Source organism: Nodosilinea sp. FACHB-131 (assembly GCF_014695395.1).
In the GTDB taxonomy this organism is placed as follows: Bacteria; Cyanobacteriota; Cyanobacteriia; order Phormidesmidales; family Phormidesmidaceae; genus Nodosilinea.
The window spans coordinates 755,447-779,502 of sequence record NZ_JACJOF010000027.1; the positions used below are offsets into that span (position 1 = coordinate 755,447).

Annotated in this window: 21 protein-coding genes; 11 read left to right on the forward strand and 10 right to left on the reverse strand. The window is 58.6% G+C overall.

Going from position 1 to position 24,056, the window contains the following annotated elements:
- Positions 1-60: 60 nt before the first annotated feature.
- The 7 genes from coaBC to H6F75_RS19785 form a co-directional block, all read right to left on the reverse strand.
- Positions 61-1,299 (reverse strand): bifunctional phosphopantothenoylcysteine decarboxylase/phosphopantothenate--cysteine ligase CoaBC, encoded by a 1,239-nt coding sequence (gene coaBC / locus H6F75_RS19755; protein WP_190754120.1) that lies wholly within the window; start codon positions 1,297-1,299, stop codon positions 61-63.
- A 112-nt stretch (positions 1,300-1,411) separates the two neighbouring features.
- Positions 1,412-1,624: a DUF2555 domain-containing protein gene (locus H6F75_RS19760; RefSeq protein ID WP_190625890.1), complete on the reverse strand. Its 213-nt coding sequence runs from the start codon at positions 1,622-1,624 to the stop codon at positions 1,412-1,414.
- An 88-nt stretch (positions 1,625-1,712) separates the two neighbouring features.
- Entirely contained in the window at positions 1,713-2,381 is a 669-nt protein-coding gene (locus H6F75_RS19765; RefSeq protein WP_190754121.1) for an esterase, read from the reverse strand.
- Positions 2,382-2,395: 14 nt separating this feature from the next.
- On the reverse strand, positions 2,396-3,265 hold the full coding sequence (locus H6F75_RS19770) for a rhodanese-related sulfurtransferase (RefSeq protein WP_190754122.1): 870 nt from the start codon (positions 3,263-3,265) through the stop codon (positions 2,396-2,398).
- Between the two features lie 26 nt (positions 3,266-3,291).
- Entirely contained in the window at positions 3,292-4,143 is an 852-nt protein-coding gene (locus H6F75_RS19775) for a histone deacetylase (RefSeq protein WP_190754207.1), read from the reverse strand.
- Between the two features lie 89 nt (positions 4,144-4,232).
- Positions 4,233-5,039 carry a hypothetical protein gene (locus tag H6F75_RS19780; protein ID WP_190754123.1) on the reverse strand — a complete coding sequence of 269 codons (807 nt, stop codon included), beginning with the start codon at positions 5,037-5,039 and terminating at the stop codon, positions 4,233-4,235.
- A gap of 148 nt (positions 5,040-5,187) precedes the next feature.
- Positions 5,188-6,144, reverse strand: a complete 957-nt coding sequence (locus H6F75_RS19785) for a M23 family metallopeptidase (RefSeq protein ID WP_242020158.1) — start codon at positions 6,142-6,144, stop codon at positions 5,188-5,190.
- A 321-nt stretch (positions 6,145-6,465) separates the two neighbouring features.
- Here H6F75_RS19785 and H6F75_RS19790 point away from each other — a divergent pair, with 321 nt between their 5' ends.
- Complete coding sequence (locus H6F75_RS19790; RefSeq protein WP_190754124.1) at positions 6,466-7,719, forward strand: HhoA/HhoB/HtrA family serine endopeptidase; 1,254 nt, start codon at positions 6,466-6,468, stop codon at positions 7,717-7,719.
- A gap of 85 nt (positions 7,720-7,804) precedes the next feature.
- Here the strand turns inward: H6F75_RS19790 and larB are convergent, their stop codons facing one another.
- On the reverse strand, positions 7,805-8,593 hold the full coding sequence (gene larB, locus H6F75_RS19795; RefSeq protein WP_190754125.1) for a nickel pincer cofactor biosynthesis protein LarB: 789 nt from the start codon (positions 8,591-8,593) through the stop codon (positions 7,805-7,807).
- Positions 8,594-8,937: 344 nt separating this feature from the next.
- On the opposite strand from larB, the gene H6F75_RS19800 reads away from it, so the two are divergent.
- Complete coding sequence (locus tag H6F75_RS19800; RefSeq protein WP_190754126.1) at positions 8,938-9,300, forward strand: hypothetical protein; 363 nt, start codon at positions 8,938-8,940, stop codon at positions 9,298-9,300.
- Between the two features lie 113 nt (positions 9,301-9,413).
- Here H6F75_RS19800 and H6F75_RS19805 read toward each other — a convergent pair whose 3' ends face one another.
- Positions 9,414-10,355: a phosphoribulokinase gene (locus H6F75_RS19805; protein WP_190754127.1), complete on the reverse strand. Its 942-nt coding sequence runs from the start codon at positions 10,353-10,355 to the stop codon at positions 9,414-9,416.
- Positions 10,356-10,585: 230 nt separating this feature from the next.
- Between H6F75_RS19805 and H6F75_RS19810 the strand changes: the two genes are divergently transcribed.
- The 9 genes from H6F75_RS19810 to H6F75_RS19850 all read left to right on the forward strand — a co-directional run bounded on the left by H6F75_RS19810 (position 10,586) and on the right by H6F75_RS19850 (position 23,024).
- Positions 10,586-13,201, forward strand: coding sequence for a U32 family peptidase (locus H6F75_RS19810; RefSeq protein WP_190754128.1), 2,616 nt, complete (start codon positions 10,586-10,588; stop codon positions 13,199-13,201).
- 169 nt (positions 13,202-13,370) lie between these two features.
- Positions 13,371-14,003, forward strand: coding sequence for a hypothetical protein (locus tag H6F75_RS19815; RefSeq protein WP_190754129.1), 633 nt, complete (start codon positions 13,371-13,373; stop codon positions 14,001-14,003).
- A complete protein-coding gene (locus H6F75_RS19820; RefSeq protein WP_190754130.1) occupies positions 13,996-15,576 on the forward strand; it encodes a glycosyltransferase family 39 protein in 1,581 nt (526 codons plus the stop codon). Before H6F75_RS19815 ends, H6F75_RS19820 begins: the two co-directional genes overlap by 8 nt.
- Before the next feature lie 224 nt (positions 15,577-15,800).
- Complete coding sequence (gene rimP, locus H6F75_RS19825; protein WP_190754131.1) at positions 15,801-16,271, forward strand: ribosome maturation factor RimP; 471 nt, start codon at positions 15,801-15,803, stop codon at positions 16,269-16,271.
- A gap of 81 nt (positions 16,272-16,352) precedes the next feature.
- The gene (gene nusA, locus H6F75_RS19830; RefSeq protein ID WP_190754132.1) at positions 16,353-17,843 is read left to right on the forward strand and encodes a transcription termination factor NusA; all 1,491 of its coding nucleotides are present in this window, start codon (positions 16,353-16,355) and stop codon (positions 17,841-17,843) included.
- Positions 17,844-17,862: 19 nt separating this feature from the next.
- The gene (locus H6F75_RS19835) at positions 17,863-18,162 is read left to right on the forward strand and encodes a YlxR family protein (protein WP_190754133.1); all 300 of its coding nucleotides are present in this window, start codon (positions 17,863-17,865) and stop codon (positions 18,160-18,162) included.
- Positions 18,163-18,475: 313 nt separating this feature from the next.
- Positions 18,476-21,562: a translation initiation factor IF-2 gene (gene infB / locus H6F75_RS19840; RefSeq protein WP_190754134.1), complete on the forward strand. Its 3,087-nt coding sequence runs from the start codon at positions 18,476-18,478 to the stop codon at positions 21,560-21,562.
- Positions 21,563-21,624: 62 nt separating this feature from the next.
- On the forward strand, positions 21,625-22,623 hold the full coding sequence (locus tag H6F75_RS19845; RefSeq protein WP_190754135.1) for a low-complexity tail membrane protein: 999 nt from the start codon (positions 21,625-21,627) through the stop codon (positions 22,621-22,623).
- A 227-nt stretch (positions 22,624-22,850) separates the two neighbouring features.
- A complete protein-coding gene (locus H6F75_RS19850) occupies positions 22,851-23,024 on the forward strand; it encodes a hypothetical protein (protein ID WP_242020159.1) in 174 nt (57 codons plus the stop codon).
- On the opposite strand, the gene H6F75_RS19855 is transcribed toward H6F75_RS19850, so the two are convergent.
- Positions 23,021-24,010, reverse strand: coding sequence for an NAD-dependent epimerase/dehydratase family protein (locus tag H6F75_RS19855; protein WP_190754209.1), 990 nt, complete (start codon positions 24,008-24,010; stop codon positions 23,021-23,023). The two genes, H6F75_RS19850 and H6F75_RS19855, sit on opposite strands and share 4 nt — an antisense overlap.
- Positions 24,011-24,056: the final 46 nt, after the last annotated feature.

Consider the following 24,056-nt stretch of genomic DNA (forward strand, 5'->3'; position numbering starts at 1 on the left):
GTCAGAACAGCCCCCATTGTAAGGGGTTAACGATGGCTGAATAAACTGGTCTCAGCGTTGTTAGAACCCAGCCCCAAGCAACGCACTCCAGATTTGGTGGGCCATCTCCAACTTGGTGCACGGGAGGATGGTGAGCTTGCCGCCTGCTTTGGTGAGCAGGACGGCCTGGTTGCGATCGCCCCCAAACCCGCTGCCGGCCACATCAATGGGGTTTGCCACAATCGCATCTAACCCCTTGCGGTGCAGCTTATCCAGTGCTGGGAGAATAATGTCGCCGGTCTGGGCCGCAAAGCCAATCAGCCGCTGGTGGGGCGATCGCTTTTGGGATAGATCGGCTGCAATGTCGGGCACCTGGGACAGGGGGAGCGCATTGGGTAGATCGGCCTTGGCAAGCTTGGTGGCGGCCTGAGTGGCCGGTTTTACATCGGCCACCGCTGCTGCCATCACGACCCAACTGGCGGAGGATAGATGGGAGAGCATGGCCCGGTGCATCTCTTCAGCAGTAGTTACGCCGATAGTTTGGATTCCCGCCAGACGAGCTTGAAGGGATTCGTCCATGGGGCCGTGCACCAGGGTGACGGTCGCGCCGCGATGCAGTGCCGCTTGAGCCAGGGCCACCCCCATTTTGCCGCTGGCCGGGTTGCCAATAAAGCGCACCGGATCTAAAAACTCGCGGGTGCCGCCAGTGCTGATTAGCAAATGTTTGCCGCTCAGGTCGCGCCGCCCGCCGCTGTGCAGCAGCGAGTGAATGTGGCTGAGAATGTCTTCCGGCTCGGCCATGCGCCCGGTGCCAATGCGATCGCAGGCCAGCACCCCACTGCCTGGATCAATACTGTGGTAGCGCGGATCTTGAAGCAGCTGGTGCCAGTTGCGCTGCACGGCCTGCTGCTGCCACATGTCGGTATTCATCGCCGGGGCCAATAGCACCGGACAGGTCGAGGCCAGCACGGTATTGGTCAGCAAATTATCGGCCAAGCCATGGGCCAGCTTGCCCAGAGTGTTAGCGCTCAGTGGTGCTATCACCAGCAGCTCAGCCCATTCGCCCAGGTCAATGTGCAGCGGCCGTCCCTGGGTCGCCTGCCAAAAATTCTCGTCAGTGTAGGCAGGGTGTCGAGCTAGGGTGGCCACCGTCAGGGGTGGAATGAAGGCCTGCCCCTGCTGGGTCAGCACAACGCGCACCGCTAGGCCCGCCTTGGCCAGCGACGAAATCACTGAGCAGATCTTGTAGGCCGCAATACCACCGCTAATGCCTATCAGCACTCGACGGGGAGTTTCCACAGTTGTAGAACGACTTGCCATCCCAAACCCGACGCCAGTCATCTCAATTTTAAGAACGACACTGCCGTAGGGGCAAACGGTCGTTTGCCCCTACGGCTCGGGGGTATCTCAACAGGATTTAGCCGCCGACGGTCTATGACTCATCGTAGGGTTCGAGGTCGAGCAAATGGACATAGGATTCTACCAGCTCGGGTCGCTGGAAGGCGATCGCCCGGAGCAAGTGCCAGTCTTGCAGCCCCTCAAAGGCGTTGTCGTAGGCATCGGTCTCAAGGCGACGGGCCAGCTCAGCCACCGTATCCGGTGTCATATCTGAGACGGCCTGCTGCGAAACATGTAGGCTCAGCATAGTCTTTTCCCCCTTGGTGACGTTTGCCTCAGAGCCGCACGAGTGCAGCCCAGGGTCGATTCACTCTCCCTTCAGGATAAAGGTTTGGTTAGGGATTCCCGCTGGCCTGCCGCAAATCTTCGCAAAACCCGGCAATTAGCCCCATTACCTGAGGTGGAATTTCATGCCCCATGGCCATTTCCTGCCAGATTACGGGTTGGCCGAGGGCGGTGAGGGCCGCGCTAGCCTGCTGAGCCTTGGCGATCGGCACCACCGGATCAAAGGTGCCGTGTACCATCATTACCGGGCGGGGGCTCACTGGAGCCTGGGGGGCGCTGTGCAGGTAGCCGCTGAGAATAATCTGCCCGGCCAGCGGCAGCTGCGATCCCACATCTAGCGCCATCGCCCCCCCTTGGGAAAACCCGGCCAATATAGTGCGCTCTAGAGGAATTTGGGTGGTTTTAGGCAGCATTGACAGCCAGAGTTTGAGCCGTTCTCGACTGGTCTGGAGGTCGGACTGGGTCTCGAAGTCGTAGGGACGGCGAAAATCATACCCGTTGGGAAAGCCGTACCACATACGGCCCCCCGGGGCCTGGGGATGGGGCCAGGGCGCGTCGGGAAAGACCATTGAGAAGTTGGCTATCTCTAAATAGGGGGCTAACCCGATCAAATCGGCGGCATTGGCTCCCCAGCCGTGGAGAGCCACCAGGCACCAGTCAGCGGTGCCATCGGTGGGGCCATAGGTCAGGGCCTGAAGCGGTTGGTCTGTGGGCAGCATGGATTTCCTTAGAGCTAGCGATCGCGTTGACGAGCCTCTAGCCGAGCCCGTTTTGCGGGGGTAAGAGCAGCATAGCAGTGAGGGCAGCTGATACCCGCCTCGTAGTGGGGTGAGGCTTTTTCAGCTGCGCTTACCGGGTGGCCACAGCCTAAGCAGAGCTCGTACTCGCTGGGTTGCAGGCGGTGGTCAACGGCCACCCGTTCGTCAAACACGAAGCAGTCGCCCTGCCACAGGCTGTCGGCCGTCGGTACTGTTTTGAGGTAGTTGAGAATGCCGCCCTGGAGGTGGTAGACCTGCTCGAAGCCCTGGTCTAGCAGGTAGGCGGTGGCTTTTTCGCAGCGGATGCCGCCCGTGCAGAACATCGCCACTTTTTTGTGCTGAGCTGGGTCGAGGTGGGTTTCTACGTAATTCGGCAGTTCCCTAAAAGAGCGGGTTTGAGGATTCACCGCGCCCTTAAAGGTGCCGAGCTCTACCTCAAATTTGTTGCGGGCGTCGATCAGCACCACGTCAGGGTCGGTAATGAGCTGGTTCCAGGCCTGCGGTTCGATGTAGGTGCCCACCTCCTGCTGGGCGGGGTTCACATTGGGCCGCCCGAGGGTGACAATTTCCCGCTTGAGCTTCACCTTCATCCGCTCAAAAGGGGGCGCAGCGGTGGTGGATTCTTGATGGGGAAAGGGGCCAATTTCGGGGTGGTTGTGCAGCCAGGCCAACAGGGTATCAATGCTCTGGCGATCGCCCGCTAAGGTAGCGTTCAGCCCTTCTGACGCCAGCAAAATTGTGCCCCTTAGCCCCCAACCCTGGCAGAGCGTCAAAAGCTCCTGGCGCAGCGCCGCTGGTTCCCTCAATGTGACAAATTTGTAGAAGGTGGCGATCGCCCAATCCATGGTCTGACAACGCTACAAAGTTTCAATTATAGGTGGTGGGCCTGGTACACCTCGACAGCCGCTCGGTGCAGCAGCGAGTGGCGAAAGATCAGATCCTCCATGGATTGGCCGTAGCCACCACCGATGACGCAGGCGACGGGATAGCCCGCCTGCACACAGCTGTCGAGCACGTAGCGATCGCGCCGGTAAATTCCGGTGTTGGTCAGCGCCAGCTTGCCCAGCAGGTCGTCTTTGTGGGGGTCGGCCCCGGCATCGTAAAACACCAGATCAGGTTTCACCTGGGCTAGCAGCTCTGGAACGTGCCGCGCCAGGCAGTCTAGGTAGGCGTCATCTTCCATGCCCAGGGCCAAGGGCACATCCAAATCGCTGCTCTGCTTGCGGGCCGGAAAGTTCTCCTGGCAGTGCATGGAGAAGGTGAAAACGCTGGCGTCGTCGCGGAAGATCCAGGCGGTGCCGTCGCCCTGGTGCACATCTAAGTCGAGGATCAGCACGCGACTGACGCGGCCCTGCGCTTGCAGCACGCGGGTGGCGATCGCCAGATCGTTAAAAATGCAAAACCCCGAGCCGTAGTCGGGAAAAGCGTGGTGGGTGCCCCCCGCCGTATTGCAGGCCAGCCCGTGCTCCAGAGCCAGCTTGGCGGTGAGAATGGTTCCCCCCACCGCCGTGCAGGTGCGCTTGACCAGGGCGGTGCTCCAGGGCAAGCCAATGCGCCGCTGGGCTTTGGCATCCAGCGTGCCCTGGCGGTAGGCGTTGACGTAGGCAGACTGGTGCACTAGCTCCAGCCAGGTCTGGGGCGGTTCGCCGGGCTGGTAGATCTGGGCGGGGGTGATCACGCCGTCGTGCAGCAGGCGATCGCGCAGCAGCCGAAACTTGGGCATCGGAAAGCGATGCCCGTCGGGCAGAGGGACCACATAGTCGGGGTGGTAGATAACCGGAAGCTGACTCAAAGCTCCAAGATCAACAATGCCTACATTAAGGACGACAGCGGTCGCCGCTGCCGCATATCTAGAGCGTGGGCCACGCTGCCCTCAGACCAATCGAGGGGTAGGTCTGCCTCGGGGGGCACTACGGCTGGAGTGGCGGTCGGCACAGGCGCAACTTTGGGAGCCGGGGGCCGGGGCGATGGGGCAGCCTCCCTGGAGGGGAATCGCCCTGGCTGAGGCACCGCCCTAAACTGAGGCACCGTGCCAACCCTTGGTTGGGCTGGCACCGGTGCTGAGCTATGTGGCTTAACCACAGGTGTTTCCACAAGTCTGACGCCGGGGGCTACGAGTCCATCGCGCTGGGGCGAGTAGGGAGCCAAACGCTTGGGATGGGGTGGCTGCAACGGCGCAGGTGCTTTGGCAACCGGGCGCGGACGAGCTTTTTTGCGCTTGGTGGCCCGAGATGAGGCCTTGATCTGCTGGGTGAGCACAAAGGAGCCAAAGGCACACAGCCCCACCAGGCTCAGCAGGCCCCAAAGGGCAACCCCAGACTGGGACGAAGCCTCCTGCACAGGCGCAATTTCTGGGGCAGAGGCGGCATCGTCGGCTGGAACTGGCAAAACCGTTAGGGGCGCTTCAGGAGCGACTTCTTCTATGGGTTCGTTGAACATGAGGCCGTGGTAGGCAATCGCAGACACGCACACCAGGGTTAACCAAAGCCCACCCAGCAAAAACAGGGGCCGATAGGTCAGCAGCCTAGTCCAAAACAGCCCCGACGTGACAGCGGGGTCGCGGGCTTCAGAAAACGGTTGGGGGGAATGGGGCGGCTGCCCAGAAAAATGCTGTGCCATTAGGTTACCTGAGGCCATCGGTGCACAAACCTCCAGCGTTGCCGTGCACCCTTAAGGCCAATTGTAGGTGCTCTTGCCAGTGGGCGCTAGAGTTTGGGTGGGCTTGGCGTCATGCGACCGCCCGAGCCTGTCCAAACCAGTCAGTTTTCTAGCGCAACACCATGGCGGGCACGTAGTCTTGGGGGTCCTGGGCAACCCAACCTGCGGTGGAGTTGAGCCGCACCTCAAAGAATAGGAACGCGTCATCGTCGCCCTCTGCGGTAGCGATCGCCCCCAGGCGATCGCCCTGGCGCACCGTCTGCCCAGCGCGCACGTTCAGCGCTGCCAGGTTGGCATAGCGGGTTTGCAGCCCCTGGGCATGGTTGATGACCACCAGGTTGCCGTAGGTGGCGTCTGTGCCAGCAAAGGCTACGGTGCCTGCTCCTACTGCCAGTGCCGGGGTGCTAGCTGCGCTAGCCAGGGCGACCCCAGTGTTAAACACCAGCTTGCCCTGGGCCGGATCGGGCTGCCAGCCGTAGTTGACAATTACCTGCGATCGCTGAGGCAGGGGATAGCCCTGAAGTGGTGTGGCCGGGGCAGCGACGGGGGTCGCTGTGGTTGTTGAAACCCCTGGAAACCAGTTCACTCCCGGCACAAAAATGGCGGTCGGGACAGTGCTCACACAGCCATTTACCTCAAACAGCACATCGGGTCGGCTGTTATAGGTCTGGGCGACTTGCCGCCAGGTTTGGCCTGGGGCCACGCTGACCCGAATGCCGTTGAAGGGCGGAATGATCAGCTCTTGCCCGGGGCTGACGGCACCCCCCTGAACGGCAGGGTTGAGCCCCATGATAGTGGCCGGTAAGAGACTGTAGCGCTGGGCAATGGCGGCTAGCGTTTCGCCCTGGGCCACGCGGTGACGGGTTAAGCGCGACAGGGCGGGTTGGGAGCAAGCAGTTGGGCCGGTCTGGGCGATCGCGCCGGGCGTAGCCAGCCCCCCCAGCGGTAGGGTAATGGCTAGACTAAGCAGCCAAACTAAGCCTTTGAACTGCCCCAATCGCTCGGTAGTGCTAACAGCGCTCAACCGGCGGGTGGCCCAATGCTGAAGCAAATCGTAAAACATCATAAAAACTTAGCGACTTAGCCAACTTTGATTGGGGCTCCCCTGGTGAACCAATCAACCCTAAGGAGTACAGCCTCTATAATAGGCAGGACAACCCCGATTGCTCAGGGGGCATACCTGGGTTTTTCTAGCCGCAAACAACCCCATCCGGAAATTATTTGCTCCGCAGAATATTCGGTAGAGTAGAGCCAGATCAGTTAAAGCCAGATCAGTAAAATCATCGGCGGCATCAGGTGATTGCGGGGTTGCTCGCAGTCGCGATCGCAAAGCCAATCCGGCGCACCCGGTAAGGCACACCAGGCACAGTAGCAGAGGGCATTCAGCATGGACTCGTTACCAAAGCAGTTTTCTCAGCAGCTCGCGTTGGTGGCAGTGGCTCTGGCCGTAGGGGGTGGTGCAGGTTGGGCTGGTCATTACTACGTCAGCCAGGCGAGTGCGACCGTAGCAGAGCAGGCTGAGACGGAACCTCCTCCAGCGGTCAAGACTTCGTTGACGACCGTAGCCCAGGCGGCCCCCAACTCCCGAATCACCGACCCAATGGGGGAAAACCAAAACTTCATTGCTCTAGCGGTAGAGCAGGTGGGGCCAGCGGTAGTGCGGATTGACGCCGAGCGCACCGTGCCCGAAATTTCCCCCGATGCCTTTAACAACCCCTTCTTTCGCCGCTTCTTTGACGAGCAAGAAATGCCTCCGGCTGAGCTGCCCGATCGCCTAGAGCAGGGAACTGGATCAGGGTTCATTCTCACTGGCAATGGCCAAATTTTGACCAATGCCCACGTGGTTGAGGGCGCCAAAACGGTGCAGGTGACCCTACGCGATGGGCGTGACTTCGAGGGAAAGGTAGTTGGAGTTGACTCGGTGACCGACGTGGCGGTCGTCAAAATTGAAGCTGCTGACCTGCCTACCGTGCAAATCGGCAGCACTCAAGACTTGGCCCCGGGGCAATGGGCGATCGCCATCGGTAATCCCCTCGGTCTCGACAACACCGTCACCGCCGGCATCATCAGTGCCCTAGGGCGCAGCAGCAACCAGGTGGGCATTCCCGATAAGCGGGTGCAGTTTATTCAGACCGACGCCGCCATCAACCCCGGCAACTCCGGCGGTCCCCTGCTGAATGACCGGGGCGAGGTGATCGGCATGAACACCGCCATTCGCGCTAATGCTCAGGGTTTGGGGTTTGCCATTCCCATCGAAACCGCCAAACGGATCGCCGATCAGCTCTTTGCCAACGGTGAAGTGCTGCACCCATTCCTCGGCATTCAAATGGTTGAACTCTCCGCCGAGATGGTCGATCGCCTCAACGAGGAAGAGCAGCTCAATCTCAAAATTGATAATGACGATGAGCCCGGCGTTCTCATTGTCGGGGTGCTGCCTGATAGCCCAGCTCAAACCGCTGGTTTGAAAATAGGGGATGTCATCCGCGCCATTGCGGGCGACCCTGTCGACAGCCCGCCCGATGTGCAGGCTCGGGTAGAAGCTACCAAAATTGGCGATACCCTCAAGCTTGATATTCACCGCGATGGCCGGGACCAAACCATCGACGTTAAACCCGCCGCCATGCCCTCCGACCTGCGCTAGTAGGCGAGAGAGTTGTGAATGCTCAGTTTTAAGTTTTGAGTTGATGGCTGAAGGTTGAACTCACAACCTTCCACTCATCCACCCCCTACCCATCTACCCCCTTACCTCCCAACCGCGCCCCAGTGCGCAAAATTTGCCCGGCCAGCACCGCGCTGCCAAAGCCATTGTCGATGTTGACAACGCCAATGCCCGCTGCACATGAGTTGAGCATGGTGAGCAGGGCCGAGAGGCCATTAAAGCTGGCTCCGTAGCCAATGCTGGTGGGCACCGCAATGATGGGGCAATCGGCTAGGCCCGCCACAACGCTAGGGAGTGCGCCCTCCATGCCCGCTACAACAATCAGCACATCCATGTCACGGATCAAGTGGCGGTGGTGCAGCAGGCGGTGTAGCCCGGCTACTCCGACATCCCACAGGCGCTTGACCGTAAACCCGCTCAGTTCGGCGGTAATGGCAGCCTCTTCGGCTACGGGCAGGTCGGCGGTGCCTGCTGTCAGCACGCCAATGGTGCCGGGGTGCTGGGCTGCCCAGTCGGTGGGCACTAGGGCGCAAATGCGGGCCATGTCGTAGTACCGCGCCGCCGGAATTTGCTGCTGCACCTGGGCAAAAACTTCAGGTTCGATGCGGGTGGCCATGACCACCGGATTGTGCTGATGCAGGCTGTGCATGATCTGCACAATCTGGTGAGGGGTTTTGCCTGGCCCCCAAATAACTTCTGGAAAGCCGGTGCGTAGGGTGCGGTGATGGTCGACCTTAGCGAAGTCGTCGACCGGCTCAAAATCGAGGTATTTGAGCTGGTCAAAGGCGGCATCGGGGCTGAGCTGCCCCTGAGAAACGGCGTTGAGTAGACTGCGCAGGGCGTCGGGCTGGGTCACGGAGGCAGCAGAGACAGGATAATGGGCAAGGCCAGAAGACTCTGGAAAGATTAGCCTAGACCATGGTGTCAAAAAAGGGGAGCGAAAAATGTCACAGGGTTGTCATACCTCAGCTACCTCGGTGACATACCAAGCCCCTACATTAACTATTAATCGTTCACTCCTCAACACCCCAAGCGCCGGAGCTACTAGCTCCGGCGCTTTTTTGCTTTGTGGCATCCGGAAAGCTGGGGGGCAACCTGTATTAACTGATCAGGCCGTGAAACAATCCTTTGCCACCAGCGCAGATGGCGAGGCACCCTTAGGCGGGGCGGCAGTTGTACTTAACCCTAGTTTTAATTCCTATGAAACGGCATCTATATGCGATCGCCCTCACCGGCTTGGGCTTAGCCGCTCTAATTCAGCCCGCCAACGCTCGCCCTGAAATCGCCAGCGGCGACCAACTGCTCGACACCGATGTGGCTGGCTGTCTGACGCGAGCCGATCAGCTGATCGACACCCTGGGAGTTGAGTCTGACCAGGGCGGCATTGACCGCACTGGCTACTTTGAAGATGGCTCCTTTCGGGTGCTCTGCTACGGCGCTGGAGACACCAACAGCCTGGCGATCGTGTTTGCCACCCACGACCAGTCGGCGGAGGTGGCCGCTAATTTCATTCAAATGATGCTGGGTGAACTGTCGCAGGGCGAATCGCTGTCGCAACAGTAGGCCACAGAGACAAAAAAGCCGACGGCTCCGCCTCTGCGGAGCCGTCGGCTTTTTTAGGGCGATCGCCCCTGCTGTGCTCAAAAAGTTTGGGAAGGGCAAAAGGCAGTTCGCCCCTACTCAGGAACTTTGGCGGCCTTGAGCATGTGGTAGGTAATCAGCAGCTGGGTCAGCGCCAGGGGATAGCTTTGCAGCGTTTCGCCTGTGGTACCCACCACTTTGCCAATATCGGTGTTGCCCTCAATGCTGCAAAACTTGCCCAGGTAGGGAACTTCGCTGCACAGAGTACGCTCTAGCTCTTGTACGGGTTTTTCAGTAGCGTGGCCGTCGATTTCGAGCACGTCTACGGGCTTGCCCATGTCGCGATCGAGGCCCATGCGCACCGCGTCGCTCAGGGAGCCGCCGTTTTTGTCTTCCAGCAGGTGAGTAAAGTCGGGGTGGGGAATGGTGGGCCGCATTACCAATCGCACGTTGAGCAGTAGTTCGTCACCGTTGCTCTCACCATCGGAGGGGTAAAAGCTAACCACTACGTCCGCCCACTGGCGCTGGGGACGAATGAAGGCTTCAGAGTCTTCTTCCCGCGCCTGAATTTGCTCCATTACTTCTTCGGGGGTATAGCCGCGCTTGCGGGTGTCGCGCTTAATTTTCCAGTTGGCGCGCAGGTCTTCGGGCGGGGCCAGGTAGACTTTAACGTCGTAGGCATCGCGACAGGCGCGGGTCGAGTAACCGAGCAGGCCTTCGACGATGACAAAGCGCTTAGGCTCAATGTATTCAGGGGCGTCAAACTCGCCGCTAGTGTGGTTGTAGATGGGCTTGAGAATAGGCTGCCCAGTGCGCAGCAAACCCAGGTGCTGCTGAATGATGTCGATATAGTTGCAGTCGGGGTGCAGGGCTGAAATGCCCATTTCTTTGCGCTGTTTGCGATCGTAGCGATGGTAGTCGTCCGTGCAGATGATAGTAACGTCGTCTTCGCCTAAAATCTGCGCAATGCCCCGCGACAGTGTGGTCTTACCCGCCGCGCTGTCACCCACAATGCCGAGGATTATCGGACGACTCATAGATTTCTCCAGGGTTTTGCAACCAGTAGTTAGTTTCCCCATTGTAGGAACCAGCGGGATCATCACCAAATATTTATTGCTCTGTGTAATGGCCTCAAAACAATTGTGCGATCGCCCCTGCGGCAATCCCTAGCTTTGCCAAGCTTGCAATCGTCTGGAATTTGTAAGAATAGAATGGTGTCGCTGGCCGTCTTTTGGGGGCCACTATTTAGCTCTGCGAGCCCAAACCCATGCCTGCCCTCGACCCCGCCCCCAGTTCTAATGAACCAGTCGCGTCGCCTCCTTTGCCGGAGCTGTTGGCTCCGGCGGGCAACTGGGGCTGTGCCAAAGCAGCGGTCGAAAACGGGGCCGATGCCATTTACTTTGGCCTCGATCGCTTCAACGCCCGCATGCGAGCCGAAAATTTTACCGAAGCCGATTTACCTGAACTGATGGCCTTTCTCCATCGACGCGGGGTGAAGGGCTACGTCACACTGAATACGCTGGTATTTCCCTCAGAGCTAGCAGAGGCCGCGCAATATCTCAAAACGATGATCGCGGCTGGGGTCGATGCTGCAATCGTTCAGGACATTGGGGTTTGTCGCCTAATCCGCCATCTTTCACCCGATTTCCCTATCCATGGCTCGACGCAGATGACGGTAACTAGTGTCGCTGGGGTCGAGTTTGCCCGCGATCTCGACTGTCAGCTGGTGGTGCTGGCGCGGGAGTGCTCGATTAAAGACCTGACCAAAATTCAGGCGCAGATGGGCGATCGCAACATTGCCCTGCCCCTAGAGGTCTTCGTGCATGGGGCTTTGTGCGTGGCCTACTCGGGCCAGTGCCTCACCAGCGAAGCTCTGGGCGGCAGGTCGGCCAACCGGGGCGAATGTGCCCAGGCCTGCCGCATGCCCTACGATCTGGTTGCCGATGGGGAACGGGTAGATTTGGGCGATCGCGCCTACCTGCTCAGTCCCCAAGACCTCTCTGGCTTGGATGTCTTGCCCAAGCTGGTGCAAACCGGCGTCAGCTGCCTCAAAATTGAAGGCCGCCTCAAAGCGCCCGAATACGTCGCCAACGTCACCCGCGTCTACCGCCAAGCGCTGGATAGGTTGGCGGCGGGAGCTGGGGCCGCAGGGCTGACCCAAACTACGGGATCATCCACCCATCCACCCATCCACCCTCCTACCCATCCACCCACCCACTCCTCCCCAACGGATCGCTACCAGCTCGAAATGGCCTTCTCCCGCGGCCTCTCCACCGGCTGGTTTGAGGGCATCGACAACCAAACCCTCGTCCACGCCCGCTTTGGTAAAAAGCGCGGGGTCTATCTAGGCGAGGTCACCCGCGTCACCGAAGATGCTGTGTTTTTGAAAACCCAGGCTCCGATTAAAGCTGGGGATGGCGTGGTGTTTGACGACGGCCACCCCGCCGAAAAAGAGCAGGGCGGCCGCATCTATCAGGTTGATAAGGTTGGCCCAGAAACCCGGCTCATGTTTGGCCGCGACGCGCTCAATCTGCGCCGCATCCGCCCCGGCGACAAGCTGTGGAAAACCAGCGATCCAGCCTTAGATAAAGAGCTCCAGCAGACCTATAGCGGCGATCGCCCCAAATTCACGCGACCCATCACCATTGAGGTACATGGTGCGGTGGGGCAGGAGCTGGTGGCGATCGCTCGCGACAGCCAGGGCCACATCGCCCAGACAACTTCCACTATGGCCTTAGTAGAAGCTCATTCAAAGCCGCTGACGGGCGACCGCCTAGAGCAGCAGTTAGGCCGTCTGGGCAACACCCCGTTCCATCTCGAATCCCTGAGCAATCATCTCCAGGGGAATGTGATGATCCCCGTCAGCGAGCTAAACCGGCTGCGGCGAGAGCTGGTGGAAGGGTTGGAGGAGCTGCGCTTACGCCCGAAGCCTTGGTACCTCAACTCCAATGTCTCCCTGTCCAATCTGCTCCCGAATGACCTCAAGCCATTAGGCGATCGCTTCTCCCCATTACCTCACCCACATCTCTCCACCCTTGTCCGCACCCGTGCTCAGCTTGCTGCCGCAACCGAGGCCGGCATTGAAACCCTCTACTGCGAGTTCGAAAACCCTGCCACCTACCGCGACGCCGTACAGTGGTTCCGGTCCCATCGAGTTAGCGAGTCCCAGACCATTTGGGTAGCTCCGCCCCGAATTACCAAGCCGCTAGAAACCTACATTCTCGATCAGGTAAAGCGGTCTGAAGCTGACGGCTACCTGGTGCGCAACTACGACCACTTGGCCCATTTCGCCGACCAGCGCTGTGTAGGGGATTTTTCGCTAAACGTGGCCAACGCGCTCACAGCAGACTATCTGCTGAACCGCTATGGGCTGGAGCGAGTGACGGCCTCCTACGATCTGAATGCGGATCAGCTAGTAGATTTGCTGCAATCTGCCCCAGCCGCCTGGTTTGAAATTACCCTGCACCAGCACATGCCCATGTTTCACATGGAGCACTGTGTCTTCTGCGCCTTTCTGTCCGATGGCAAAGACTTTCGTGATTGTGGTCGCCCCTGTGAGAGTCAGCAGGTCAAACTGCGTGATAGGGTTGGCACTGAGCACCTTCTGCTGGCCGACGCGGGCTGCCGCAATACGGTGTTCAACGGCGTCGCCCAGACCGGGGCGGAGTACGCCCAGCGACTCATGCAGGCGGGGGCGGGGCACTTTCGGCTGGAATTTTTGGATGAAAGCCCGGAGCAGGTGGAGAGGGCGATCGCTCAATACCGTCAGCTTTTGAGAGGAGACATCAGCGGTAGCCAGCTTTGGCGTACCCTACACCTGCAAAGTAAGCTCGGGGTTACCCGTGGCCCCTTAGACTCTAAAACCAGCTCAGCCCGAGGCTAGTGGCCAAGGCTAATGCGACAGAAAGCCGATGTCTTGGTTGTGAGGTTCTTTGCGGCTGTTTAGAACCGGCTACTGCGGGTATGCGTTCGAGTAGCCTGCCATGTCGCTCGCCCGGTTTGGATAAAATGCAGGGCATACTGACCCTAACCCGTAGTTCTCTGTAGGCAGCATGGCGATTAAACCTATTCAGTACGAAACGCTGCTCTCGGTCTGTACCGACCACGAAGGGGCCTTGGAGTTGCTCAAGCACCATCGTCCCTACCTCGAGGCCGTGCCCAGCATGCGACGCCCTGATGAGAGTGTAATTACGCTGCCGCTGCCGAACGTGCGCGTCCGGGACGGGGTGCACCTCAATCCCCACAGCCAAAGCATTGCCCCCGGTTCGGTGGTGACACTGCCCTGCGATGTTGCTCTGCTGATGTGCGATCCCGAGTGGAAGATTAAGACCGGGGTTGAGATTTTTGTCTACATTCACCGCCCCCAAGAGGATTTCTCAGACTTGCTGATGCGCTGGCGGCACACGCAGATTTTGGTCGATCGCGGCTACGAGTGGCTGCTGCCCCAGCGCTATGAGCACCTGCTTAGCGACGGCACCGACAAGACCCTTCCCCTGTTTGTGGTGTTTCCTGAAACGCCGGGGCACATTCTTCAAGGTCTGCGGGGAGCGGGTTTGCCTACCGTGCTACTCTCCTCCGACGCTGAGGCTGAACTGGTTGGGGAAGACCCCAGCACCCTCGACATTGGCGACATTCCCGAGCTAGACGACATCGACACCAGCGCCCTAGAATCCCTTGATGAGTAAGCGCTGGGCTTTCTTTCAGTCTCCGGTGTGGGCTTGGGGACGCTGGGTTTTGCTGGGGTTTTTGGCCCTGCGGGTGGTGTTTTGGCTGACAGCCTTCCCTAATCCCGACGAAGCTTACTACTGGCTGTGGGGGCAACGACCGAGCTTTTCGTACTACGACCACCCGCCCTTTCACGCTTGGGTGCAGGGGGTGTTTGCCGCAGGGCTAGGGCGCTCTGCGGTTGTTCTACGCCTGCCTAACCTAGTCAGCAGCGGGGTGTTAGGATTCACGGTCTACCACATCTGTCGCTACCTCTATGGCGATCAATCCAGGGATCGCTTCTGGCTAGTCATCCTGCTGGGGTTGTCGTCGCCCTTATTTTTTTGGTATTTGGGGCTGGCCTGGCACGACCACTGGCTGGTGACCTGGGCGGTGGTCAGCAGCTTTCTATTCGTCCGCTACGTGGATAGCGTAGTTGAAAATTCCAACCAAAGCAGCGGGCGGGATCTCTACGGTGCCGCCATTTTTCTCGGCCTAGCGGGGCTGTGTAAGTACAACGCGGTGTTTGTGGGGCTGGGGTTTCTAGCGATGATTTTGGCGGATAGGCGACGCTGGCAAGTGCTGCGCGATCGCCGCCTCTACCTGGCCCTGGGCTTACTCTTGCTGGTGCTCTCGCCAATTTTGATCTGGAATGTTCAGCACGACTTCTTTTCGTTTCGGTTTTACCGCGATCGCACCGCCGGGGGTGGGCTAAACTTCAACCTGCTTCAGCCCGTGGTGTTTTTGGCCCTGTGTGGTGTGATTCTTGGCCCCATTCAGTCCTGGAGCATCATTCGACTGCTCAGGCAGCGGGGGCAGACGGCCATGGCCCGTGCCTCCTGCTACCCAGCTTTGGCGCTGTGGATTTTTGGTCTTTCCACTGCGGCTTTTACAGCCCTGTCCACCGTGTCAGTCGCGCTGTTTTATTGGAACATCTTGGCCTATCCGCTGCTGTTTCCGCTGCTGAGCGAGCAGTTTTATCGACCCGAATGGTCAAAGCCAGCCCGGGCTGGGCAGCTGGCGATCGCCCAAGGCCTGGGTCTATTTGCCGCCACAGCTCTAGTCGCCTACTACACCGTCATCCCCCTGGGAACGTTCTTTGGCTCAGCGGATCCCGATGGTGCCGCGCTTTTTGGCTGGCCCCAGGTTGCCCAAGCCGTAACGACCCAAGCCGACGATCTCGACGATCCCCTGCTACTCACCACCGACTATCGCTCAGCATCGGCCCTGGCCTATGCTCTCAACACCCCTCACGTGCTAGCCATCTCAGGCCGGCTCGATCAGTTTGACTTTTGGTACGATGCCCCTAAGCTAGAGGGACGCGACGCTGTGCTGCTGGGCGAAACCTGGCACCCAATTTGCCCCACTCACTTGGCCATGTTCGATCGCGTAGACCCGCCAGCAACCCTAGAAGTGCGTCGGTTTGGCCAGGTGCTGCAAACCTATGAAATAGTTCGGGGCTATGGTTTTAGGGCTGGGCCAGAGGGCTATCCCCTGACCTCAGACTATCCCCTAGCGTTTACCGGCAATGGAGAGCAGTGCTTGCCAGAGTAGACAGAATCCATCCCCCAATCTTGATCCCCGCGTCCGTCAAAAGCATTTGGGTAAATCTCCCGCAACCCCTTCCCTGGGCCAATCGCGGCCTGCGCTTGTCTCAATGCCGCCACAATCCGCTAGAATGGGGAAGCTCAAGCCCCTGGGTTTGGGCTCCTTTAGCAGCAATGTTTTGGGAGGTGGGTCGAGGCCCACTTTTTTATTGGCATTCTTTCGCAGATTAAATGGTACATCCCCTTATTCCCCAGGTGCTTGAGCTGGTGGCCCCTGTTGCCCAAGAGCTAGGGCTAGAAGTGGTTGAAGCGGTTTTTCACACCAACCAGTCTCCTCCGGTGCTACGCATCGACGTGCGCAGTCTAGAAAACGAAGACACTGGCCTGGATGACTGCGAAAGAATGAGCCAGGCCCTCGAAGCCGTACTCGATACCAGCGATATCATTCCCGATGCCTACGTGCTAGAGGTATCAAGCCCAGGCGTCTCTGCTGCCCTCGAAACCGATCGCGACTTTGTGGTGTTTAAGGGGTTTATGGTCGAAGTCGCCCTAACTGAGGCGCACAAGGGCAAAAAGCAGTGGGTGGGCCAGTTAGTGCGCCGCGACGATGAGGCCGTGGTGGTCAGCCAAAAAGGAAAATCCATTTCCCTGCCTCGCAACCTGGTACAGACGGTGGAGTTGAGCGACCAAAGCCCCGACTAGGCGACACACGCGCTGCGTTTAGGTTTTGCGATCGTCACAGATTTGTTGCTTAGAAGAATTATTGTCCAGAGGTGAGTGGTTATGTCGTTAGTAAGTCTGCCCAATCTGCAGGAAATGATTGATGTCATTAGCCGCGAGCGCAACCTGCCCAAGCACGCGGTTGAAAATGCCCTGCGAGAGGCTCTGCTCAAGGGCTACGAGCGCTACCGCCGCACCCGCGAAATCGACACCCACTTCGACGAAGAATACTTCGATAACTTTGACATCGAGCTAGATGTTGATGACTACGACGACCAAGGCTTTCGGGTGTTGGCTACCAAAACCATTGTTGACGAAGTCACTAGCCAAGATCACGAAATCTCCCTATCAGAAGTGCGCGAAGTCGCTCCTGAGGCCCAGGCTGGTGACACCGTGGTGCTCGACGTTACCCCCGACCAGCGCGACTTTGGCCGCATGGCCGCCATTCAAACCAAGCAGGTGCTGGCCCAAAAGCTGCGCGACCAGCAGCGCAAGCTGGTTCAAGAAGAATTTCAAGACCTCGAAGGCAGCATTCTCTCAGCGCGAGTGCTGCGGTTTGAGCGCCAGTCGGTGATCATGGCGGTCGTTAGCGGTGTGGGCCAGCCCGAGGTTGAGGCTGAGCTGCTCAAGCGCGATCAGCTCCCCAACGACAACTACCGGGCCAACGCCACCTTCCGCGTGGCGCTCAAAAAAGTTTCCGAAGGCTCTCACCGTGGCCCGCAGCTGCTGGTGTCGCGGGCTGATGCGGCGCTGGTGGTCGAGTTATTTACCAACGAAGTGCCTGAAATTGAGGACGAAATCGTTCGCATTGTGGCCGTCGCGCGGGAGGCAAACCCCCCCTCGCGCTCCGTTGGCCCCCGCACCAAGATCGCTGTAGACACTCTTGAACGAGATGTGGATCCAGTGGGTGCCTGCATTGGTGCCAGAGGATCGCGCATTCAGGTGGTGGTCAACGAGCTGCGGGGCGAAAAAATTGACGTTATTCGCTGGTCACCTGATCCAGCCACCTACATCTCCAACGCTCTCAGCCCCGCCCGCGTGGACGAGGTGCGCCTGGTCAACCCCGACGATCGCCAGGCCCACGTGCTGGTGCCCGAAGACCAGCTCAGTTTGGCGATCGGCAAAGAGGGTCAAAACGTTCGCCTAGCGGCCCGTCTTACTGGCTGGAAGATCGACATCAAAGACTCGGGCAAGTATGACTATGATGAGGAAGACCGCAAGATTGCCGAAATAGCGGCGGCTCGCGAGGAGGCCGCTCGCGAAGCTGCAGAGCTGGCAGCGGAGGAAGCTGAGGCAGCAGAATGGAAAGCGAAGGCGGCGGCAGAACGGGCAGCGGCTGAGGCTAGAGCAGCGGGCCTAGAGGTCGATGAAGCACCCTTTGAGGAGGATGAATTAGAAGCTGCACCTCTCGCCGATGCTGAATATGACGCCAATCCAGAGTCCGCTGCTGAAGAGCCCGAGTTTGAAGAAGCTGAGGCGGTTGAACTAGCCACTGACTTTGAAGAAGAACCCCTGGCAGACGAGAGCCCAGTGGCGATCGCAGAGGAGGAGTAAGTTTTGGAGAAAGTTTCCCATGCAGCCCAACTATCGGCGCTGTGTCAGCTGTCGGCGGATCGCCCCTAAGGCCGATTTTTGGCGGGTGGTGCGGGTTTATCCTGACCGAGTGGTGCGTCTCGGCAGCGGAATGGGGCGATCGGCTTATCTCTGCCCCCAAGCCGACTGCCTGCGCCAGGCTCAGAAAAAAAGTCGGCTAGGGCGGGCTTTAAAAGTTAACGTACCAGAAGACGTTTACCAAAGCCTGTGGAGCCAGCTAGAAGGCGAAACGGCTAATTCCGTTGCTGCCCAACAGCCTTTGCCCGGCCGGCAAGCCTAAGCAGAGAACGTCTAGGGGAAAATGTGCCGTCAGGAGGCTTAACCAAAAATTTTTGCAACTGAATCGTCTCTAGACGCGATCCCTCTGAGATTCTGTTCATTGGGGAAGCAACTGATTACACTCATAGTATGGGTATCTGACTGGCCCCCCTAGGGCGTCAGTAAACTTGCTTGAGGTCCCATGTCCACCTAGCCTTGGTTTACAATGCCATGCTAGGGCTAACGTATTCGTCAGAATGGTTTGATGTCGTTTTGTTGGACGAAGCAGGTTGGTTTATGTAAGTAACAAGCTTGACTAGCGTAGGGAGATGTGGATGAACGGCAAAGTGAGAATTTACGAGTTATCGAAGGAATTGGATTTGGATAACAAAGACATCTTGGCGATCGCAAGTCGCCTCGACATTGCCGTGAAGAGTCACAGCAGCACTATCGCAGAGTCAGAAGCTGATCAAATTCGCTCAGCGGCTCTTCAGTCTCGCGCCAGTGGCGGTGCCAATCGGCCCAATGCGCCAGACCGCTCTGCCAATCGGCCTCGACCAGCGGCCCCGGTCAAAAATGGTGCTCGACCCGAACGCAAGCAGCAAATTCTAGAAATTCGTCGCCATCGGGTTACCCCCAGGGCTGATATTGAGGCAGGCGCTCCCACTCCCAGCCCTGCCTCCCCCAGTACTCCTGCCCCCAGCGCCAGTCGCCCAACGCGTCCTGATAGCCTTTCTCAGCCCCCTAGCCGTCCTGGGGAAGCTCCTAAAGCCGATCAGGCAGAGGTTAGACCCAAACCGCCAGTAGCTCTCAATCGCCCTGGGGCAAACGCTCCTGCTGAGACTCCTGTCGAAGAGGTTGAAACGGTTGCGGTCGAGCCCCCTGTAGAGGTCTCTCCACCGCCGGTTAAGCCAAGACCCGAGCTGGTTGGGCCTGTGTCGCGGGTTCGTAACGACAGTGACGATCGCCAAGTGATTGTGCCAGAAGGCGCTCGTCCGCCCCGCCCTGTCATTCGCCGCCCTGAGAGCCGTAGCCCCGAAAGCCGCAGCTCAGAAGGCCGTTCGGCCGACGGCCCTAGCGCACCGCGTCCCACCATTCCTATCCGCGAAATTGATGCGGGCGAAGATGTTACCCGTCTGAAGCCCAAGCCCAAGCTGCGACGGCCCAATGCCGATGCTGAAACGGCCAGAGCCGAAACGGCTGCCCGCAACGAAACCCCTCCCGGCAATGATTCAATTTCCGTGCTTGGGGTCGGCGGCCTTGACGACCAACCGCGTCGCCCTTCACCGCCTCGCCATAAGCGCGAAGAGCGCGAAGACGAGGACGACGATCAAAAGATGCGCGAAAAAGCCAGCAAGGTCGGCAAGACCAAGCGGCGGGGCCAAGGCGTGCTGGGCGAAGATGATGAAGATCTCGACGTGCTGGTTGATGAGCTTGACGAAGACGAAGAGCAGGCTACCGATGCCCAAAATCTGAGCATCTCGCTAGCGCGTCCACCCAAGCCCAAGAGTGCCAGTAGTGGTAGGCCGTCGTCACCGACGATGAAGAGCCACAAGCCTCAGCATCGTGACAGTAGTAGCGGCGGTGGTCGCTCCCGTCGTGGTCGTCGGGGTGAGTCTCAGCCGACCCAGGAGCGCCCCGAGTTTATCGTGCTCTCCGAAGGGCTGACCGTCCATGAGCTGGCCGAGCAAATTATGGTGCCCGAGACAGAGCTGATCAAGTCTCTGTTCTTCAAAGGTATCGCTGCCAACATCAACCAAACCCTCGACATCGAAACCGCCAAAATGGTGGCTGAGGAGTTTGAGGTTATGGTCGAAACCAGCGAAGTCGAGTCAGAGGCTAAAAAGGTCACTGAAATGATCGACGCAGCCGACCTTGAGAGCCTCAAGCGGCGGCCTCCGGTGGTTACCATCATGGGTCACGTCGACCACGGTAAAACCACGCTGCTCGACTCCATTCGCAAGACCAAGGTGGCCCAAGGTGAGGCTGGCGGTATTACTCAGCACATCGGTGCCTACCATGTCGATGTCGATCACGCGGGCACGTCCCATCAGATTGTGTTCCTAGACACTCCTGGCCACGAGGCGTTTACCGCCATGCGAGCGCGGGGTACCCGAGTAACCGACATTGCCATTCTGGTGGTGGCAGCCGACGACGGCGTGCGGCCCCAGACTATCGAGGCCATCAGCCACGCCAAGGCCGCCGAGGTGCCGCTGATTGTGGCTATCAACAAGGTCGACAAAGAGACTGCCAACCCCGATCGCGTTAAGCAAGAGCTGATGGAGCACGGGCTGGTGCCTGAGGAATGGGGCGGCGACACCATCATGGTACCGGTGAGCGCCCTGTCGGGTGAAAATCTCGACAGCCTGCTGGAGATGATTGTGCTGGTCGCTGAGATAGAAGATCTCCAGGCCAACCCTGACCGTCTGGCTCGCGGTACCGTGATTGAGGCCAACCTCGACAAGGCGCGCGGCCCGGTTGCTACCCTGCTGATTCAGAACGGTACGCTGCGGGTGGGCGATTCGCTGGTGGCTGGTCCTATCTTGGGCAAGGTCAAGGCCATGCTCGACGATCGCCTGAAGCGGGTTCAAGTCGCAGGCCCCTCCTTTGCGGTTGAAGTACTAGGTCTAAATGATGTACCCGCTGCCGGGGACGAGTTTGAGGTCTATTCTGACGAGAAAACTGCCAGAGCAGTGGCCGACAAGCGTATGCTTGAGCAGCGCCAGTCGCGTCTACAGCAGTCGATGGCCTCTCGTCGCGTTACCCTCAACACCATCTCTGCCCAGGTTCAGGAGGGCGATCTCAAGGATCTCAACCTGCTGCTCAAGGCCGACGTGCAGGGCTCCATCGAAGCCATTCTGGCGGCACTCCAGCAGCTACCGCAGAACGAGGTGCAGATTCGAGTGTTGCTGGCTGCCCCTGGCGAAATCAGCGAAACTGACGTCGATCTGGCGGCTGCCAGTGGCGCGGTAATCGTCGGCTTCAACACCACCTTGGCTCCTGGAGCGCGGCAGTCTGCCGATCGCCTAGGTGTAGATGTGCGCGACTACGAGGTGATCTACAACCTCCTTGACGACATCCAAGGTGCCATGGAAGGTCTCCTCGACCCCGAAATGGTCGAAGATCCCCTGGGTCAAGTGGAAGTGCGGGCCGTATTCCCCGTGCGCAAGGGCGCAGTTGCTGGCTGTTACGTGCTTTCAGGCAAGGTCACCCGCAACTGCAACCTTCGAGTGGTGCGCAATGGCGAGGTTGTCTACACCGGCAAGCTCGACTCCCTCAAGCGCATGAAAGAAGATGCCAAAGACGTAGCCTCCGGGTTCGAGTGCGGCATCGGCATTGACAACTTCAGCGACTGGAAAGAAGGCGACATTATCGATGCCTTCAAGATGGTCACGAAGCGTCGCACCTTGGCGATGGCCTAGGCAAGGGCAGGGTTCCTTTACGAGGAACCCTGCGAGACAGCAGTGTAGAAACGGAGTTAACAATGGCACCCTGGCGCTGCGATCCGTACCTGTGGGTACACCTGGCCGGATTGGCTACTGTACCTTTGTGGATCGATCTGTGCTTACTTGGGCTGGCGGTGGGTAACCCAACCCTGCCTGAGCTAGAGATAGGTGTCATTGTTGCGTTAGGAGTGCTGCCGGTGCTGGTGATGCAGTTGCGGCAGCCTTTTTACATTTTTAGTTTGCCAGGGCTGGCACTCAAGCCTGCTGCGCTGCACGATGATCAACGTCGTCTGCTGAATCAATTTCAGCGGTGGCGATTGCGTTTCGGAGCGCTGCTGGTGCCGGTGCCTCTGGTGTGGGGTTTGCTAAAGCTTTACCCCCTAGCATTTCTGGCCCGTGACCTGACGCCCTTCAGCGAGTGGGGACGACTGGGAGGTGTAGCGATCGCCGCCCTCAGCTTCCTCATGGCCAATCTTTTCTTGCAGATACCCATAGCCGTACTTCAGGTGTTAGCTACGCCAGATCGGGTGATGGCCAAGGTTGCCCCTTGTTCTGCTGAGAACATTGCCGCTGACTTCACCTGGGTTGGGCTAACGGTCAGCAAAATTTTGCCCAATCTTACGAACCAGCAAACATCCGACCTAGCCGCCCCAGCCGTGGTGAGAACCCCTGAGCCTCATCAGATTGCGCCCGTCGAGACACCCACTGTGAAGTCAACAAATAGCGTAGCTGAAGCGACAGACGAACCCGAATCTTTGGGGCACGTAGTTGAATCAGACGCAACTGAAGCCCCGGTAGCTCAGGTCAGCGCAAACGCATTAGATGGGCTGGCATGTTCAAAGGCGATCGCAGACGCTGTTGATCCTGAAGACTCTGTTGCAGCGGGTTCTATCTTAGAGAACGACGGCACGGATGATTACGTGCCCCTTCACCACCCAGAACTTGAGGAGTCTAGCGAGAATGTGACCTACCTGGACGATGCCGGCTATCCACAGTCCTTGCCTGCGATCGCCGACATCTACCCCAATGTCCGCTAGGGCTCTGGTGCACCGACCCCAGAGCTTGGCCAATTTTTAGTACTGTGGTCCTTGGCACAATCGCAGCGGGACGATTGCGCTATCTTGTAAGTAATCTTCTAGTGTCTAGAGTTTTTGCTGACTCGCAAACTGAGCGAGTAGCCCTGAGCGGTAGAAAGACCTGAGATTTTGACAGTTATCCGAACTTTTTAGAGGCAGCTATGGCCGTAACTCGCTCCGTAAACTCCATGCAGCTTTCTGAACACGCCCGCATTTGGTTCAGCCTCAAGTCTGCGATCGCCAGCAGCTCTGGCTTTAAGAGCTGGAAGGGTGAACTGCCCACTGCCGAGGCCGAGGCGGCTCCGCTAGACCAGCTCGTGCGTCGCTATCTGCGCGAAACCCTAGAGACCCTGGCCTACTAAACTTTGTAGTACTGCTTATACCAAGCTATAAACTGCTGAATGCCAGCTTCGATGGGTGTGCTGGGAGCAAATCCTACGTCGGCCATGAGATCGCTGACATCGGCATAGGTGGCGGGCACATCCCCAGGCTGCATGCCGCATAGAACAGTTTGAGCTTTCTTGCCCAGGGCTGATTCGATTACCTGAATAAAGCGCAGTAGCTCCACTGGTTGGTGGTTGCCGATGTTGTAAATCTTGTAGGGAGCCTGGCTGTCGCTGCTAAGGTCTGTGCTAGAGGTAGGAATGTGGGTCATGACCCGCACGACCCCTTCTACCACATCGTCAATGTAGGTAAAGTCGCGCTTCATCTGGCCCTGGTTAAACACCTGGATGGGGCGATCGCCTAAAATTGCTTCCACAAACTTGAAGTAGGCCATATCGGGCCGCCCCCAAGGGCCATACACCGTAAAAAATCGTAGCCCCGTGGTCGGAATTTGATACAGACTGCTGTAGGCGTGGGCCATCAGCTCGTTGGCCTTTTTGGTGGCAGCATAGAGCGAGACCGGATGGTCAACGCGATCGTCTACCGAAAACGGCACTTTGCGATTGGCCCCATACACTGAGCTAGACGAAGCAAACACCAGGTGCTCAACCCCCATCATGCGGCAGCCCTCTAGCAAGTTGAGAAACCCCGACAGGTTGCTGTCAGAGTAGGCGAAGGGATTTTCTAGCGAGTAGCGCACCCCTGCCTGGGCCGCTAGGTGAATGACATACTGAAACTGGTGGTTGCGAAACAGCGTCAGCATCCCCGTGCGATCGAACAGATCGAGCTGCTCAAAGGTAAAACCATCGTCGGATTTTAGCCGGGCTAAGCGATCGCGCTTCAAACCCACATCGTAATAGTCGTTGAGGTTATCGATGCCGTAGACCTGCTGACCGCTGTCTAACAGCCGTCGGGCGACAAACGAGCCCACAAACCCTGCTACCCCAGTAACCAGTACAGCGATGACCGTAGCCTCCTAGGGCCAGAAATTTGCATCCAAACCAACGCCC